13 protein-coding genes are annotated in these 14,887 nt (G+C 73.4%); 7 read left to right on the forward strand and 6 right to left on the reverse strand.

Annotated features, from left to right (window positions below; all coding sequences use genetic code 11):
- The first annotated feature begins 48 nt into the window (after positions 1-48).
- The 5 genes from ABTZ54_RS30445 to ABTZ54_RS30465 all read left to right on the forward strand — a co-directional run bounded on the left by ABTZ54_RS30445 (position 49) and on the right by ABTZ54_RS30465 (position 5,131).
- Positions 49-519: a hypothetical protein gene (locus tag ABTZ54_RS30445; protein WP_351669318.1), complete on the forward strand. Its 471-nt coding sequence runs from the start codon at positions 49-51 to the stop codon at positions 517-519.
- Positions 520-629: 110 nt separating this feature from the next.
- On the forward strand, positions 630-2,468 hold the full coding sequence (locus tag ABTZ54_RS30450) for an ABC transporter ATP-binding protein (RefSeq protein WP_351669320.1): 1,839 nt from the start codon (positions 630-632) through the stop codon (positions 2,466-2,468).
- A 136-nt stretch (positions 2,469-2,604) separates the two neighbouring features.
- Entirely contained in the window at positions 2,605-3,651 is a 1,047-nt protein-coding gene (locus ABTZ54_RS30455; RefSeq protein WP_351669322.1) for a Dyp-type peroxidase, read from the forward strand.
- Positions 3,652-3,657: 6 nt separating this feature from the next.
- Positions 3,658-4,482: a family 1 encapsulin nanocompartment shell protein gene (locus ABTZ54_RS30460; protein WP_351669324.1), complete on the forward strand. Its 825-nt coding sequence runs from the start codon at positions 3,658-3,660 to the stop codon at positions 4,480-4,482.
- Positions 4,483-4,486: 4 nt separating this feature from the next.
- The gene (locus ABTZ54_RS30465) at positions 4,487-5,131 is read left to right on the forward strand and encodes a DUF1345 domain-containing protein (RefSeq protein ID WP_351669326.1); all 645 of its coding nucleotides are present in this window, start codon (positions 4,487-4,489) and stop codon (positions 5,129-5,131) included.
- Here ABTZ54_RS30465 and ABTZ54_RS30470 read toward each other — a convergent pair.
- From ABTZ54_RS30470 to ABTZ54_RS30495, 6 genes are all read right to left on the reverse strand, one after another.
- Entirely contained in the window at positions 5,128-5,604 is a 477-nt protein-coding gene (locus ABTZ54_RS30470; protein WP_351669328.1) for a GreA/GreB family elongation factor, read from the reverse strand. The genes ABTZ54_RS30465 and ABTZ54_RS30470 overlap by 4 nt on opposite strands.
- A 120-nt stretch (positions 5,605-5,724) precedes the next feature.
- The gene (locus tag ABTZ54_RS30475) at positions 5,725-6,720 is read right to left on the reverse strand and encodes a LacI family DNA-binding transcriptional regulator (RefSeq protein ID WP_351669330.1); all 996 of its coding nucleotides are present in this window, start codon (positions 6,718-6,720) and stop codon (positions 5,725-5,727) included.
- Positions 6,717-8,507 (reverse strand): glycoside hydrolase family 36 protein, encoded by a 1,791-nt coding sequence (locus ABTZ54_RS30480; protein WP_351669332.1) that lies wholly within the window; start codon positions 8,505-8,507, stop codon positions 6,717-6,719. Before ABTZ54_RS30480 ends, ABTZ54_RS30475 begins: the two co-directional genes overlap by 4 nt.
- 14 nt (positions 8,508-8,521) lie before the next feature.
- The gene (locus ABTZ54_RS30485) at positions 8,522-9,358 is read right to left on the reverse strand and encodes a carbohydrate ABC transporter permease (RefSeq protein WP_351669334.1); all 837 of its coding nucleotides are present in this window, start codon (positions 9,356-9,358) and stop codon (positions 8,522-8,524) included.
- Positions 9,355-10,233, reverse strand: a complete 879-nt coding sequence (locus ABTZ54_RS30490) for a carbohydrate ABC transporter permease (protein WP_351669336.1) — start codon at positions 10,231-10,233, stop codon at positions 9,355-9,357. The genes ABTZ54_RS30485 and ABTZ54_RS30490 overlap by 4 nt, the downstream gene beginning before the upstream one ends.
- Complete coding sequence (locus tag ABTZ54_RS30495) at positions 10,230-11,594, reverse strand: ABC transporter substrate-binding protein (RefSeq protein ID WP_351669338.1); 1,365 nt, start codon at positions 11,592-11,594, stop codon at positions 10,230-10,232. Before ABTZ54_RS30495 ends, ABTZ54_RS30490 begins: the two co-directional genes overlap by 4 nt.
- Before the next feature lie 158 nt (positions 11,595-11,752).
- On the opposite strand from ABTZ54_RS30495, the gene ABTZ54_RS30500 reads away from it, so the two are divergent.
- Together ABTZ54_RS30500 and ABTZ54_RS30505 are read left to right on the forward strand one after the other, a co-directional pair.
- Positions 11,753-13,726 (forward strand): carbohydrate-binding protein, encoded by a 1,974-nt coding sequence (locus tag ABTZ54_RS30500; RefSeq protein ID WP_351669340.1) that lies wholly within the window; start codon positions 11,753-11,755, stop codon positions 13,724-13,726.
- Entirely contained in the window at positions 13,723-14,886 is a 1,164-nt protein-coding gene (locus ABTZ54_RS30505) for an aminotransferase class V-fold PLP-dependent enzyme (protein ID WP_351669341.1), read from the forward strand. Before ABTZ54_RS30500 ends, ABTZ54_RS30505 begins: the two co-directional genes overlap by 4 nt.
- Position 14,887: the final 1 nt, after the last annotated feature.

Raw genomic sequence — 14,887 nt, forward strand, 5'->3', positions numbered from 1 at the left:
CGTCGGGGGTGTGCGGGCCGTCCGGCCCGTCGGGACGGAGGGACCCTGATGAAATCGCCCGCGCACCCCGAGGAAGCCGCCGCCCGGCCCGGGCGGGTCCGTGCCGCGTGGCGGGCGGCGCACGAGCCCGTCGCGGGGGTGTCACGGCGGACCCGGCTGGCCGCGTACGGGGTGGTGCTCGCGGTGCTGCCGTCGAGCCTGTGGCGGCTGCCGGCCGCCTTCGACCGGGGCATCGGGGCCGGTGAACGGGTGTACGTGGTCTTCCTCTCGGTCCTGTCCGAGGCGCTCGCCCTCACCTTCCTGTGGACGCTGCTGACCCCCGCCACCCAGATCACCGGGAGGACGATCAGGGGCGACGCGCTCCCCGCCGACTTCCCGAGCGAGGCCGGTGGCTGGGAGGCGGCCTGGTTCTATGTCTGCTATTCGCCACTCGTTCTGTGGGGACCGCTGCTCGCCGTGTTGACGGTGGCGTACGCGCGGCGCCGCCGTGCGGCGGAAACGACGGCCGCGACGGGCTGACAGCCTGTCAAGTCCTTTTCGGGCGGCGAGGAAAACCCTTGGACGGCGCCGGCGTCCGCGCGGAACACTCCCCAACCTGTCCACTCAAGGTCCGACAAAGCAGGGTTGGGATGGGTACGTCTGCAACACCCGGAGGTGCGCCGACGAAGGCGCCCGGGGAATCACCCGCCAGGGGCCCGGTGCTCCTGGCACTCCGCTACTACGCACGGGAGCTGGTCGGACTCCGACGTCTGACCGTGCCCGCGATGCTGCTCCCGGCGCTGGGCAACATCGCGATCTACTACATCGCGCCGCTGCTCGTCGCGAAGCTGGTCGGCCGCCTCGCCGGAGGCTCCGGCGGCGGTCTCGGTCCGGTGCTGCCCTACGTCCTGGGCTTCGCCGGTGTGCTGCTGCTCGCCGAGACGCTGTGGCGGCTCGGACTGCACTGTCTGAACCGCCTCGACGCCCTCGGCATCGAGCGGCTGTACGTCATCGGCATGGACGAGCTCTTCGCCAAGGACGCCGCCTTCTTCCACGACAACTTCGCCGGAGCGCTGACCAAGCGGGTCCTGAGCTTCGCCTCCCGCTTCGAGGAGTTCGCCGACACCCTCACCTTCTCGGTGATGGGCAGCCTCGTGCCGCTGCTCTTCGCCTCGGTCGTGCTCTGGACGTACGAGCCGCTGCTCGTCGCCGGACTCCTGGTGATGATCACCCTCACGGGTGTCTGCGTACGGCCCCTCATCCGCCGCCGGCAGCTTCTGGTCCGCGACCGCGAGGAGGCCATCGCCCGGGTGTCGGGGCACGTCGCCGACAGCCTGATGAACATGGACACGGTACGGGCGTTCGGCGCCGAGGGGCGCGAGGCCGCCGAGCACCGGTCCCGCGTCGCCGAGTCGCGGCGGCTGACGCTGCGCTCCTGGGACTTCGGCAACCTGCGCATCGACACGCTCGTCGCGCCGATGTCGGTGCTGACCAATGTGCTGGGACTGGTCCTCGCCCTGTCGCTCGGCGCCGGGGACCACGGCGTGGAGGCGGTCGTCGTCGCCTTCACGTACTACTCCAACGCCACCCGGATCATGTTCGAGTTCAGCCAGGTCTACCGCCGCCTTGAGAGCTCGATGACGGAGGCCGCGCAGTTCACCGAGCTGCTGCTCACCCCGCCGACCGTGCGCGACCCGGAGGTGCCCGAGCCGCCGCGCTCCCGGGAGGCCGATGTGCGCTTCGAACGGGTGACCTTCGCCCACGGCGGCGGCGACCCGCTCTTCGACGGGCTCGACCTGGCCGTGCCCAGCGGCACGAAGATCGGGCTCGTCGGGCGCTCGGGCGGCGGCAAGACCACGCTCACCCGGCTGCTGCTGCGGATGAACGACATCGACGCCGGGCGGATCCTCGTCGGCGGCCAGGACATCAGCCGGATGCGCCAGTGCGACCTGCGCGGCCTGATGGCGTACGTCCCGCAGGACCCGGCCATGTTCCACCGCACCCTGCGGGAGAACATCGCGTTCGCCCGGCCGGACGCCACCGAGGCCGAGGTCCGGCGCGCCGCCGAGGCCGCGCACGTCACGGAGTTCGCCGACACCCTGCCGGAGGGCTTCGACACGATGGTGGGCGAGCGCGGGGTGAAGCTCTCCGGCGGGCAGCGCCAGCGGGTCGCCCTCGCCCGCGCGATCCTGCGCGACGCGCCGATCCTGCTCCTCGACGAGGCCACCAGCGCGCTGGACTCGGAGAGCGAGATCCTCGTCCAGGACGCCCTGTGGCGCCTGATGGAGGGGCGGACGGCCTTCGTGGTGGCCCACCGGCTCAGCACGGTCGCGCACATGGACCGGCTGATCGTCCTGGACCGGGGCCGGATCGTCGAGCAGGGCTCGCACCACGAGCTCCTGGAAGCCGACGGTGCCTACGCCAAGCTGTGGCAGCACCAGTCGGGCGGCTTCCTCGACGAGTCGGCGGAGCGGGCGGGGGTGCGCTGAGCACCCTCATGAGCGCGGGGCGCGCGGGCCCGTACCCGCACGCCCGCGCCGGACTGCGGGCGGATCCGGGCCCGGCTACGCTGGGCCCGGATCCTGTGCCCGCTTTGCGCATTTCATCCCCCTCTCAGGGAGTCCCGTGGTCACCCCGCAGCCCGTTCTCGCCCCTCCCACCAAGGCCGCCGTGTTCCTCGTGGCCACCCTGAACCCCGGCGGCGAGAGCGTGGCGCGCGACGCCCTGGACGGGCTCGCCGGCCTGGTCCGCACCGTCGGCTTCCGCGAGCCCGAGGCGGGCCTCAGCTGCGTGACCGGCATCGGCGCCACCGCCTGGAGCAGGCTCTTCGAGGGCCCGCTCCCGCGCGAGCTGCACCCCTTCGTCCCCCTGGAGGGCCTCCGCCACCGCGCCCCCGCCACACCGGGCGACCTGCTCTTCCACGTACGCGCCCAGCGCATGGACCTCTGCTTCGAGCTGGCCCGGCTGATCGTGGGGAGCCTGGCGGGCGCCGTGACCGTCGTCGACGAGGTGCACGGCTTCCGCTACTTCGACGACCGCGACCTGCTGGGCTTCGTCGACGGCAGCGAGAACCCCGAGGGCGGGGCCGCGGCCGAGGCCGTCTTCGTCGGGGACGAGGACCCCGGGTTCCGGGGCGGCAGCTATGTGATCGTGCAGAAGTACCTGCACGACATGACGGCCTGGCAGGAGCTCACCGTCGAGGAGCAGGAACGCGCGATCGGCCGCCACAAGGCGGACAACGTGGAGCTGCCCGAGGACGTCAAGCCGGCGAACTCGCACGTCGCGCTCAACACCCTCGTCGACGAGGACGGCAACGAGCGGCAGATCCTGCGCGCGAACATGCCGTTCGGGAGCGTCGGCAGCGGTGAGTTCGGCACGTACTTCATCGGCTACGCCCGCACGCCCGCCGTCACCGAGCTGATGCTCTCCCATATGTTCCTCGGCGACCCCCCCGGCACCACCGACCGCATCCTCGACTTCTCCACGGCCGTGACCGGCTGTCTCTTCCACGTGCCGAGCGTCGACTTCTTCGACGACCTGCCGGGCCCGCCGACCGCGGCGGCCGCCAGGGCGGCGGTCCACGCGGCACCCGCGCCGCCCGTCCGTACGGACACGGACACGGACACGGACGCGGGCCTCGGCCTCGGCATCGGCAGCATGAAAGGAGCGTGACCCGGCATGACGCCCACCATCGACCCGGCCGGCACCACCAACCTGCACCGCGAACTCGCCCCCGTCACCCAGGCCGCCTGGGAGCAGATCGAGGAGGAGGCCCGGCGCACCTTCCGACGTCATGTCGCGGGCCGCCGCGTCGTGGACGTGCCCGACCCGGCGGGCCCCGGCCTCGCCGCCGTCGGCACCGGACACCTCACCGGGATCGCCCCGCCCGCCCCCGGCGTGACGGCCCGGCTGCGCGATGCGAAGCCGCTGGTCGAACTGCGGGTGCCGTTCACCGTCAGCAGGGCCGCCGTGGACGACGTCGAGCGCGGTTCCAGCGACTCCGACTGGCAGCCGGTGAAGGACGCGGCGCGGGCCATGGCCTTCGCCGAGGACCGGGCGATCTTCGACGGCTACGCGGCTGCGGGCGTCGAAGGGCTGCGGGCCCGCACCTCGAACCCGGTGCTCGACCTGCCCGCCGAGCCGCGCGACTACCCGGACGCGATCAGCCGCGCCCTGACCGCGCTGCGGCTCGCCGGTGTCGACGGGCCGTACACGCTGCTGCTCGGCGCCGACGAGTACCGGGAGGTCAGCGAGACCTCCGACCACGGCTACCCGATCGCGGCACACCTGGCCCGGATGCTGGACGGCCCCCCGCTGTGGGCCCCGGCGCTCAGCGGCGCGTTCGTCCTGTCCACCCGGGGCGGCGACTTCGAGCTGCGGCTCGGCCAGGACGTCTCCATCGGCTACACCTCGCACGACGCCGAGGGCATCGAGCTGTACTTCCAGGAGACGTTCACCTTCCTGGCGTACACCGACGAGGCCGTCGTCGTGCTGACCCACTGAGCCCGTGACACGCGAACGGCTGCCGCTGGCAGCGGTGCCCCGGCTGGTGGGCTCGGTCGTCCTCGGCGTGGTCGTCGGCCTGGTGGTCGCCGGGCTGGCCCGGGTGTCGCTGGGCGCGCTTGCCGGGATCGCCGCCGCCGAGGCGGTGTTCGTCGTCAGCGGCTGGGTGGTGCTCTGGCCCATGGACGCCGCCACCACCCACCGCAACGTACGCCGCGAGGACTTCCGGCCGCTCCTGGCGGAGATCGTGGTGGTCTCGGCCGCGCTGAGCGGCCTGGTCGCGATCGTGCTGCTGCTCCTGGGCGCCGACCCCGGCACCGGGCACGCCGCGGCGGCGACCGCGCTCGCCGGCGTCTTCCTGGCCTGGGCGGCGCTGCACCTGATGTACGCCGCGCGCTACGCGGACATGTACTACGGGGAGCCCGGCGGCGGGATCGACTTCCACTCCGACGAGCCGCCCCGCTTCAGCGACTTCCTCTACTTCAGCTACAACCTCGGCATGACCTACCAGGTGTCCGACAACGACGTCGACAGCACGGCGGTCCGCGCGGTGGTGCTGCGCCACTGCCTGCTGTCGTACATCTTCGGCGCCAGCATCCTGGCCACCACCATCAACCTGGTGGCCAGTCTTGTCACCAGCCCGCACTAGGCCGGCGGGGCCGGCGGCCCGAGGGACACCACCGTCGCCGTCGTGGGGCCCTCCGGCGCCCGGTACGTGACGGTGTCGCCCGCGCCGTGCCCCAGCAGGGCGCGGCCCAGCGGGCTGTCGGCGGTCACCAGGTTCAGGTCCGGGGCCTCGGCGAGCTCGCCGACCGTGACGGTCGACTCCGCGCCGTCCGCGAAGCGCACGGTGACGGTGCTGCCCAGGCCCACCGTGTCGGCCGGCGGCGGTCCCGCGACGGGCGCCGTGCGCAGCCGCGCCTCGATCTCGGTGATGCGTTGATCCAGCCGGGTGACCTCGGTGGCCCGGTCCAGCTCCTCGGCCGCGTCCGCGTGGTCGCCCACCATGTCGTCGTCCGGCAGGGTCGCGGCGACCTTCCCGCGTGCGGCGCGGAGCTCCGTGAGTTCCCGCTCCAGCTCGCGGAGGTCGTCGGCGCTGATGGGCTCGGGGCCGTCGGTCATGGCTGCTCCCGCGTCACTGGTGGGGCGGATGGGGATACGGCGTTCCCATTACCGCACCACCGGGCGGACCCGGCAAACGGGACCCGCACCGCCCCGGCGCGGGCCCCGTCCCCGTCCGGGTCAGGCGGGCGCGGGTCCCGTGGAGGCGCGGATCACCAGCTCCGGGTCGAAGAGGAGTTCGCCCGTGGGGACCTCGCGGTTGCTGACCAGGGCCAGCACACCGCGGCCCACCTCCAGGGCGAGCCGGTCGGCGGGCTGGCGGACCGTGGTGAGGGCCGGGTCGGTGAACTCGGTGACCGTCGAGCCGTCGTAACCGACCACCGACACGTCGCCCGGCACCGAGAGGCCCTGCCGGCGGATCCCCCGGACGGCGCCGAGCGCCATGAAGTCGCTGGCCGCGACGATCCCGGTGGCACCGAGGCCGACCAGCGAGGAGGCCGCCGACTGGCCGCCCTCCACGCTGTACGACTGGCGGACCACCCAGCGCTCGGCGTCGTCGATGCCACGCCGCGCCATGGCGGCCACGAAGCCGCGCACCCGCCGGTCCGCCGGACGGTTGCCCGCCGGTCCTGAGGCCATGCCGATCCGCCGGTGCCCCAGCCGGTGCAGATGGTCCACGGCCAGCTCGGCCGCGAGGGCGTCGTCGGTGGAGAAGACCGGGGCGGGCACCCCGTCCGCGAACTCGCCGTTGATCCCGACGTACGGCACCCGGCGCTGGCGCAGCAGCTCGTAGCCTTCGGTGTCCGCGCCCTCCACGGTGTTGGACGCGGAGAGGAAGACGACGGCCGCGATGCCCTTGTCGACGAGCGAGCTGAGGAAGTCCAGCTCCTGCACGCCGCCGGGGAAGACCGGGCACAGCACCGTCTTCAGGCCGTGCGGGGCCAGCGCCGACTCGATCCGCTCGGCGACGTCCGCGAAGAACGGGTTCGACACGAACTCGGTGACCACGGCGACCAGTTGACCCTGGGTCTGCCGCTCGTAGCCGAGCTCGGCCATGGCCTGCTCGACGGCTTCGCGGGTCTTCTTCGACACCCCTTGCCGCCGTTTGATCACCCGGCTCACGGTGGCCTCGCTGACCTGTGCCCGGGCTGCGACGTCGGTGATGCCGACCTTCATCGCGGTCCTTCCGTGAGTGCGAGCGAAACCAGACCGCCGCGCGGTACGGCCAGGGAGCGGGGCCCCTGGGGCGGGAGCGGCGGCGGATCATCCATCATACGGCCGTCCGGCCCATGGACCAGGGCCGTCACCCCCGGCCCGCCGCCCCGGACCTCCACCATCAGCCGGTCCCGGTCCGAGCCGTTGACCAGGTGGAAGCGGCGGTACGCGGTGAAGTCGAGCTCCGTCACCCGGTCGCCGTGCACGCTCACCAGGCACTCCTCGCCCAGCGCCGCGGTCACCACCGGGTACAGCTCGTCCGGCCTGCCCGGCTCGACCCGCCCGTCCAGGAGCGGCGCGCGGTGCCGCAGCCAGCGCCCGAGCCAGAACCGTACGGCCGCCAGATGCGCCTCCGGCAGCTCGTCCAGGCGTACGGAGATCTGCGGCACCGCGTGCAGCGCGCCGATCAGCTGCCGGGCCACCGCCTCGACGGGTGCGGTGCGGGACCACATCAGCATGTCGGAGTGGACCGCCCCGCCGACCGCGAGCAGCGCGGTGTCCAGCGTCCGCACCCGGTTGGCGGTCGCGTCCGCGGGGCAGTCGAAGGAGCGCAGCATGTTCCCGTACGGCGCCATGCCGGGACCGGCGTACGGCTGGCGCAGTTCGAGCAGCACCCCGGGCCGTACGGATTCCAGCGCGGCCCGCAGTTCGGCGAGGAGCCCGGTCATCGCCCGGCCCACGTCCTCGCCGCCGTCGCCCGCGTACACCGCGGCCTCGTCGAGGAAGTCCAGCTTGAGCCCGTCGAGTCCGTACTCCGTCACGAGGGAGACGCACAGGTCGACGACGTGCCGGCGCACCTCGGGCAGCCGGGGGTCGAGCACCCGGGCGCCCGGCACGGTGGCCGGGTGCGGCGCGGCGTCGGCCCAGTGCCCGAAGCAGTCCGCCTCGGGGCCGAGCAGCAGCGGCGCGACCCACAGGAGGTAGCCGAGCCCGGCGGCGCGCACCCGCTCCACGTGCTCGGCCAGGTCGGGGAACTTCGCCCGGTCGGGCCGCCAGTCCCCGCAGCCGGCGTAGCCGCGCCCGTTGCCGTACGCCTGCCAGCCGTCGTCCAGGATCAGCGTCCCGCAGCCGAGCCCGGCGGCGACCCGCGCCTGGGTCTCGACGGCGGCGGCGGAGACGTCCTGGTTGAAGGCGTACCAGGTGGAGTAGACGGGCAGCCGGGCCGCGTCCGGCACGGGCATCGGCGGGCGGTCGGCGGCGAACCAGGCGCGCAGCGGGCGCAGGGCGGCGGCGACGGAGGGGGCGCGCGGCACGAACAGCAGCCGGTGCGGTGCGGCGGCGGCCGGCAGGCTCAGGTGGACGACATGGGTGTCGTTCTCCTCCGACACCCCGAAGCGGAGGGAGACCTCGGGGACCGGGTCGGCGGCGGCGAAGGCGAGCAGGGTGGCGCCGGTGTGCTCGTACAGGCAGCCGACGGCGGCCCCGTCGACCAGGCTGACCCGGCCGCCGCCCTCCCAGTCGGCGACCAGGGTGCGCCGCCAGCCGCCCTGCGGATGCCAGTAGCCGGCGGCGTCGGCGAGCGGGACCGAGAGGCGGATCTCCACGGGCCTGCCGTCGGCGGCCACTTCGAGGATCCGGACGCCGTCCGTGAGCGGGCCGAGGGTCCAGCGGGGGCGCGCTCCCGGGTGGCCGGGGGTGAGCACGGCGACCGACACGGAGTCGAGCAGCGGCTCGGCGGCGGCGGGCGCGAGGTGGGCGGTGGTGACCGCGGGGGCGGGCGGGGGAGTGGTGGGGCTGGGCTGGCTCATGTCGCTTGTCCGGTTCATTCCTTCACGGCGCCCGCGAGGAGGCCGGAGACGAAGTGCCGCTGGAGGGCGAGGAAGACCACCGCCATGGGGACGGCGGCGAGGGAGGTGCCGGCGAGGATGGCGCCGTAGTCGGTCTCGTCCAGGCCCTGGAGGGAGGCGAGCGCGACCGGGATGGTGAAGGAGCTCTCGTCGCGCAGCACGATCAGCGGCCAGACGAAGTCGTTCCACTGGTAGAGGAAGAGGAACAGCGCGAGGGCGGCGAGCGCCGGGCGCATCGGCGGCAGCGCGACCCGCCAGAACAGCCGCAGTTCGCCGCAGCCGTCCATCCGCCCCGAGTCGAGCAGCTCCTGCGGCAGGGTGCCCATCGACTGGCGCATGAGGAAGATGCCGAAGGGCAGCGCCAGGTTGGGGGCGATCACGGCCTGGTAAGTGTTCAGCCAGTGGAGCTCGGCCATCATCTTGAACAGCGGGACGAGGGTGATCTGCGCGGGCACGACGAGCCCGAGCATCAGCAGCCCGAACAGCGGCTCGCGGCCACGGAAGCGGTAGGTGGCGAAGCCGTATCCGGCGAGGGTGCAGACCGTGCCGGCGAGCAGCGTGTAGACCACCGCGATGCCCAGGGAGTTGAGCACCACCCGGCCGAAGTCCGCGGTGTCCTGGAGGGTGGCCAGGTTCGCCCCGAGGTGCCCGCCGGGCAGCAGCGGCGGCGGGCTGTCGAAGATCTCCGCCGAGCTGTGGGTGGCGCCGACGGCCAGCCAGTAGAAGGGGACCACGACGACGGCGAGCGCGAGGGCGAGCGCGGAGGTGAGCAGGATGCTCCGCCCGGGGTTGCGGGCGCGGCGGGCGGTCACGGCTTCTCCCCGAGGAGGCGGAACTGGATCAGGCCGAGCAGCCCGACGAGGACGGTGAGGGCGTACGCGAGGGCGGAGGCGTAGCCGAAGTCGAAGTATTTGAAGGCGTTCTGGTACAGGTACACGCCGATGGTCAGGGTGGCGTTGTCCGGGCCGCCGCCGGTCAGCACGTACGGCTCGTCGAAGAGCTGGAGGGTGCCGATGGTGGACAGGACGGTGGTGAGCAGCAGCGCGGGGCGCAGTCCCGGCAGGGTGACGTGGCGGAAGGCGGAGAGCGCCCCGCCGCCGTCCACGGCGACCGCGTCGTAGAGCTCGCGCGGCACCGTCTGGAGCCTGGCCAGCAGGATGACGGCGTTGTAGCCGGTGTAGTGCCAGGTCAGCGCGAGGCCCAGGGAGATCCGCGCCCACAGCGGATCGGTCAGCCACGGCACCGGGTCGGCGCCGAAGAGCCCGAACACCCAGTTGACCAGGCCGTAGTCCTTGTTGAGCAGGACGGAGAAGACGATGCCGTACGCGACGAGGCCGGTGACCATCGGCAGGAAGAAGCCGAGCCGGAAGACCGGCCGGGCGCGCAGCAGCGTGGAGTCGAGGGCGACGGCGAGCCCGGTCGCGAGCGCCAGCATCAGCGGCACCTGGACGGCGAGGATCAGGAGGGTGTTGCGCAGCGCGGTCCACAGCAGCGGGTCCTCGGCGAGCCGCAGGTAGTTGTCGGCGCCGACGAAGGTCTCGGCGCCGCCCACCGTGCGGTGCAGGCTGATCACGAAGGACCAGATGATGGGGTAGAGCTTGAATCCGGCGAAGAGCAGGAGGGCCGGCAGCACGAAGAGGTACGGGGCGGCCCGGCGGCGCCGCCCGGGGGCGGCGACCTGCGTCATCGGGCGGCCTTCCGGCCCGTCTGGCGGGCCAGTTCACCCGCCGCCGTGGCGAGCACCTTGGCCGGGTCGGCGCCCTTGAGGAGGACCTGGGACTGGGCGTCGGTGACCAGTTTCAGGGCGCGGGCGTAGTCGGAGGTGTAGTTCACGGCGGGGCTGGGCGCCTTGAGGGCGGAGAGGAACACCTCGCCCTTGCGCTGCCCGCTGAAGAACGCCGACGGCTGGTGGAAGGCCGGGTCGTCGTACGCCTTGAGCAGGGCGGGCGCGATGCCCTTGCCGCGGTAGATGCTCACCTGGGACGCGGGCCGGGTCAGCGCGAACTCGATGAAGGTCCAGGCGGCCGCCTGGTGCGCGCTGCTGCCCGCGACGGCCAGGTGGGTGGAGTTCACGGTGGCGGCGGTGGGCCCGCCGCGGCGGACGGCCGGGGGCAGCCGCACCTTCCACTTGCCGGCCTCGGCGGGCACCTGCTCCTCGATGATCCCGCCGAACCAGGTGGGCCAGGGCAGCACGGCGGCGGTGCCGCGCTTGAGGGAGCTCATCAGGGCGTTCCAGCCGCCGGCCAGGTCGCTGACCAGACCGGCGTCGTTCATGGTCTTGATGAGCGTCATGGCCCGGACGGCCTCGGGGGAGTCCAGGGTGACGCGGCCCTCCAGGTCGAAGTAGAAGGCGCCCTGGAGCTGGAGGAGCATCTGGAAGAAGTTGGCGGCGTCGGGCTGCGAGGCGGGCTTGTCGATGCCGAGCAGATGGGCGCCGGTGCGGGCCTTGAGCTGCTTGCCGGCCTCGATGGTCTCGTCCCAGGTCCCCAGCGCGCCGACGTCGACCCCGGCCCGCTCGAAGAGGTCGGACCGGTAGTAGAAGCCCGCCGAATTGGCCTCCCAGGGAAGGGCGTTCACCCGCTTGCCGTCGGGGCTGACGGTCTGCCAGAGCCCGGCGGCGAAGGCGTCCTTGTGCGCGGTCGCGCCCAGCGGGGCCAGGTCGGCGAGGCCGCCGGGGAAGCGCTCGACGTACCCCGGCAGGTAGTCCACGCCGATGTGCAGGACGTCGGCCAGGCCCTGGCCGCCGGCGGCCAGACCGGCCGTGATCTTGTCCCAGATCGCCGGGTTGCCGATGTCCTCGACGGTCACCTGGATGTCCGGGAACTCCTTGTTGAACACCGGTATCAGGGCCTTGAGTTCGGCCGCGGGTCCCTGCCAGGACCACACCGTGATCTTCCCCTTGCGGGGGTCGCCCTTGGTGCCCGAGCCCCCCGCGTCGGCCGCGCCGCTGCCGGTGCAGGCGGCGAGCGCGAGGGCCAGGACCCCGCCGCCGCCCATCTGGAGGAGGTGTCGCCGGGAGGGGAGTCGTGCCGGGTCTCTGTCTGTCATGGGGCGGGACGCTACAAGCAGAGCTGACGGAGTTGCAACCTGTCATTGAAAACTTTCAGTTTGATACGTCAGTGAATGTTGCCCGATCCATTGCAAGGCGTCCGGGCGGGTTGCTAGCGTGCCGCGCGCCGACCCGACCCGATCCGGGAGACACCCTCATGACCCGCACCCGCCTCACCCTGCTCTCAGCCGTCGCGCTGCTCGCCACGCTCGCCCCCCTCACCGCCGCGCACGCCGCCCCCGCGCGCCCGACCGCGCCGACCGCCCCCGCCCTGCTCGCCGTCGCCGACCCCGGCTTCGAACAGGGCGGCAAAGGCTGGGAGTTCACCCCCGGCACGGGTGTCGCGAGCAACTACCCGCACGCCGGCGGACGGCTCGCCTACCTCGACGCCGGCAGCGGCATGAAGGTCTCCCAGACCGTGACCGCCACCGGCCACGGCGGCTATCTGGTCTCCGCCTGGATCGCCACCGGCGGCCCCGGCGGCCGCTACGTCCTACGCGTCAACGGCGCCGTCGCCGCCGAGCAGCCCCTCCCCGACGGCGCGAACTACCGCCGGCACACGCTCGGCCGGATCGCCCTCGCCCCCGGCGACCGGCTGGAGATCGCCTTCGAGTCCGGCCAGGGCTGGATCAACATCGACGACGTGATGGTCTCCCCGGCGGCCCCGGCCGACCCCCGGGTCACCTCAAGCGACCCCGAGATCGTCGCGATGTTCGACTGGGCCAAGCACAAGGCCAACAGCTGGGTCCACCTCCCCGGCACCCAGGGCCCCCTCGACGCCGACGAACGCCAGACCGGCGGCACCGCCACCGGCGTCTACGGCCCCTCCTACTGGGCCGGCTACGCCAACCGCAGCGGCTACTACTCCCGCGACATGGCCCACCAGCTCGCCGGCGCCGGCGTCCTCGGCCTGCACGCCGAGAACAAGGAGATGCTGCGCGCCTTCGCCACCACCGCCACCGCCGAGCACGCCTACTACCCGGTCTGGGCGCTCAACTTCGACAACCGCAGCCCGCTCTCCATCGACTACCGCGGCCCGAACCTGTTCGTCCGCGAGGTCCCCGCGCCCTTCGAGCTGGTCCAGAAGGCCGAGGAGGCGTACCGCTGGAGCGGCGACCCCGCCTACCTCGACGACCCCGCCCTGTGGGACTTCTACCGGCACACCACCGAGGAGTTCGTGAACCTCCACGACGGGCGGAAGGACAACGGCCCGGTACGGGTCGCCGAGGGAACCGGCCACGGCATCTTCCAGGGCACCGCCAGCTACAACGAGCAGAGCGACGAACCGCTCGCCGAGGCGGGCGACGCCATCGGCTCCCAGTACCAGGCCTACCGCGCGATGGCCTCCCTCGCCCGCGCCAAGGGCGACACCGCCACCGCCGCCCGCTTCGACGGGCGCGCCCGCGCGCTCAGGAGCTACTTCAACACCACCTGGAGCGGGACCGGTTCGGGCGCCGACATGGTGCGCGGCTACACCACCGACGGGCGCGCGCTGACCGGCTGGGGCAAGGAGAACAGCTGGTTCATGCCGATGAAGCGGATCATCGAGCCCGGGGCCCGCCGCGAGGCCTACCTCGACTACGTCGACGCGCAGGCCGAGGGCGCCGGACGCCCCGACAACATCGAGGCCCTGACGTACCTCCCCGACACCTTCCTCACCGACAACCGCGCCGACACCGCCTGGAAGTGGATGCGCCGCATCTACGCCGAGAAGGACGTCCAGCACGTCAACACCCGCCAGGGCACCAACGGCGACTACCCCGAGGTGTCCTTCACCCTCGTCGCCCAGACCGTCCAGGGCCTCATGGGCGTCACCCCCGACGCCCCCGCCCGCACCCTCACCACCCAGCCGCGACTGCCCTCCGGCATGGACTGGCTGAGCGTCTCGGACCTGCGCGTCGGCGACTCCGCCTTCACCCTGCGGCACGACGCCGACCACCGCTCGACCCTCACCCACACCTCAGGCGCCCGCCCCTACACCTGGGTCGCGCGCTTCCCCGGCGCCCACGCCACCGCCCTGGTCGACGGCGTGCCCCGCCCGGCCCGCACCGAGGTCGTCGACGGAGTGACCTACACGACCGTCCGCACCCGGGTCGCCCCCGGCCGCACGGTCACGGTGGAGGTCCGATGACCCTCCCGGGAAGCGGGCCCGCCACCGAGCCCGGCGAATTCCCCGGCGGCGCCGAGCTGTTCCGGCTCGACCCGGCCGTGGCGCACCTCAACCACGGCTCGTACGGCGCCGTCCCCGTCCCCGTCGCGCGGGTCAGGCGCCGGATCGAGGAGGCGGCGGACGCCGACCCGGACCGCTTCTTCCTGGAGGTCCCCGACCGGATCGCCGAAGCCCGCACCCGCGTCGCCGCGCACCTCGGCACCGCACCCGAGGGCCTCGCCCTCGTCGCCAACGCCACCGAGGCGGCCAACCTCGCCCTCGACGCCCTGCGCCTGGACCCCGACGACGAGATCCTGGTCACCGACCACGGCTACGGCACGGTCGTCGCGGCCGCCGCCCGGCGCGCCCGGCTCACCACCGTCGCCCTCGACCCGGCCCTGCCGGACGAGGACGCGCTGGTCGCCGCCGTGCTCGCCGGGATCACGCCCCGGACCAGGGTGGCGCTCCTCGACCAGATCAGCTCGCCCACCGCACGCCTGCTCGCCACGCCCCGGCTGCTCGCCGAGCTCCGCGCCCGCGGGATCACCACCGTCGTGGACGGCGCCCACGCGCCGGGGATGCTCGCCGATCCCCTCGCCGGGCGGCCCGACCTCTGGTTCGGCAACCTGCACAAGTGGGCCTACGCCCCGCCCGGCACCGCCGTCCTGGCCGTCGCCCCCGGCCACCGGGCCGAGGTCCCCGCACCGGTGCCCTCCTGGGAGGCCGCCCGCGGCTTCCCGGGCGCCGTCGAGTTCCGGGCCACCGCCGACTACACCGGCTGGCTGGCCGCGCCCGAGGGCCTCGACCTGCTGGAACGCCTCAGCGCCGCGACCGTACGCGCCCACAACAGCGCCCTGGCCGCCCACGGCGCCGCACTCCTGTCCCGGCTCCCCGGCGTCACGCCCCTCCCGTACGACGAGGGGCTCGCGATGCGGTCCCTGCGGCTGCCCCGGGGCCTGGCCAGGACGCAGGCCGAGGCGAGCGCGCTGCGCGAGGAGATCGCGGACCGGCTCGGCTGCCGGACCCTCGTCTGGGCCTGGCCGGACGGCGGCGGCATCCGGGTCAGCGGGCAGATCTACAACCGGCCCGACGAGTACGAGCGGCTGGCCGCCGGGCTCGCCGGTCTGCTGGACGGCCGCTAGC

It is taken from the genome of Streptomyces sp. NPDC094032, from assembly GCF_040303965.1.
Taxonomy (GTDB): domain Bacteria; phylum Actinomycetota; class Actinomycetes; order Streptomycetales; family Streptomycetaceae; genus Streptomyces.

Excerpts from the sequence above, each read along its gene's own strand:
- ABTZ54_RS30495 (WP_351669338.1), bottom strand. The coding sequence starts at position 11,594 with ATGACAGACAGAGACCCGGCACGACTCCCCTCCCGGCGACACCTCCTC.
- ABTZ54_RS30445 (WP_351669318.1), top strand. The coding sequence starts at position 49 with ATGAAATCGCCCGCGCACCCCGAGGAAGCCGCCGCCCGGCCCGGGCGG.
- ABTZ54_RS30470 (WP_351669328.1), bottom strand. The coding sequence starts at position 5,604 with ATGACCGACGGCCCCGAGCCCATCAGCGCCGACGACCTCCGCGAGCTG.
- ABTZ54_RS30500 (WP_351669340.1), top strand. The coding sequence starts at position 11,753 with ATGACCCGCACCCGCCTCACCCTGCTCTCAGCCGTCGCGCTGCTCGCC.
- ABTZ54_RS30505 (WP_351669341.1), top strand. The coding sequence starts at position 13,723 with ATGACCCTCCCGGGAAGCGGGCCCGCCACCGAGCCCGGCGAATTCCCC.
- ABTZ54_RS30490 (WP_351669336.1), bottom strand. The coding sequence starts at position 10,233 with ATGACGCAGGTCGCCGCCCCCGGGCGGCGCCGCCGGGCCGCCCCGTAC.
- ABTZ54_RS30475 (WP_351669330.1), bottom strand. The coding sequence starts at position 6,720 with ATGAAGGTCGGCATCACCGACGTCGCAGCCCGGGCACAGGTCAGCGAG.
- ABTZ54_RS30460 (WP_351669324.1), top strand. The coding sequence starts at position 3,658 with ATGACGCCCACCATCGACCCGGCCGGCACCACCAACCTGCACCGCGAA.
- ABTZ54_RS30480 (WP_351669332.1), bottom strand. The coding sequence starts at position 8,507 with ATGAGCCAGCCCAGCCCCACCACTCCCCCGCCCGCCCCCGCGGTCACC.
- ABTZ54_RS30450 (WP_351669320.1), top strand. The coding sequence starts at position 630 with ATGGGTACGTCTGCAACACCCGGAGGTGCGCCGACGAAGGCGCCCGGG.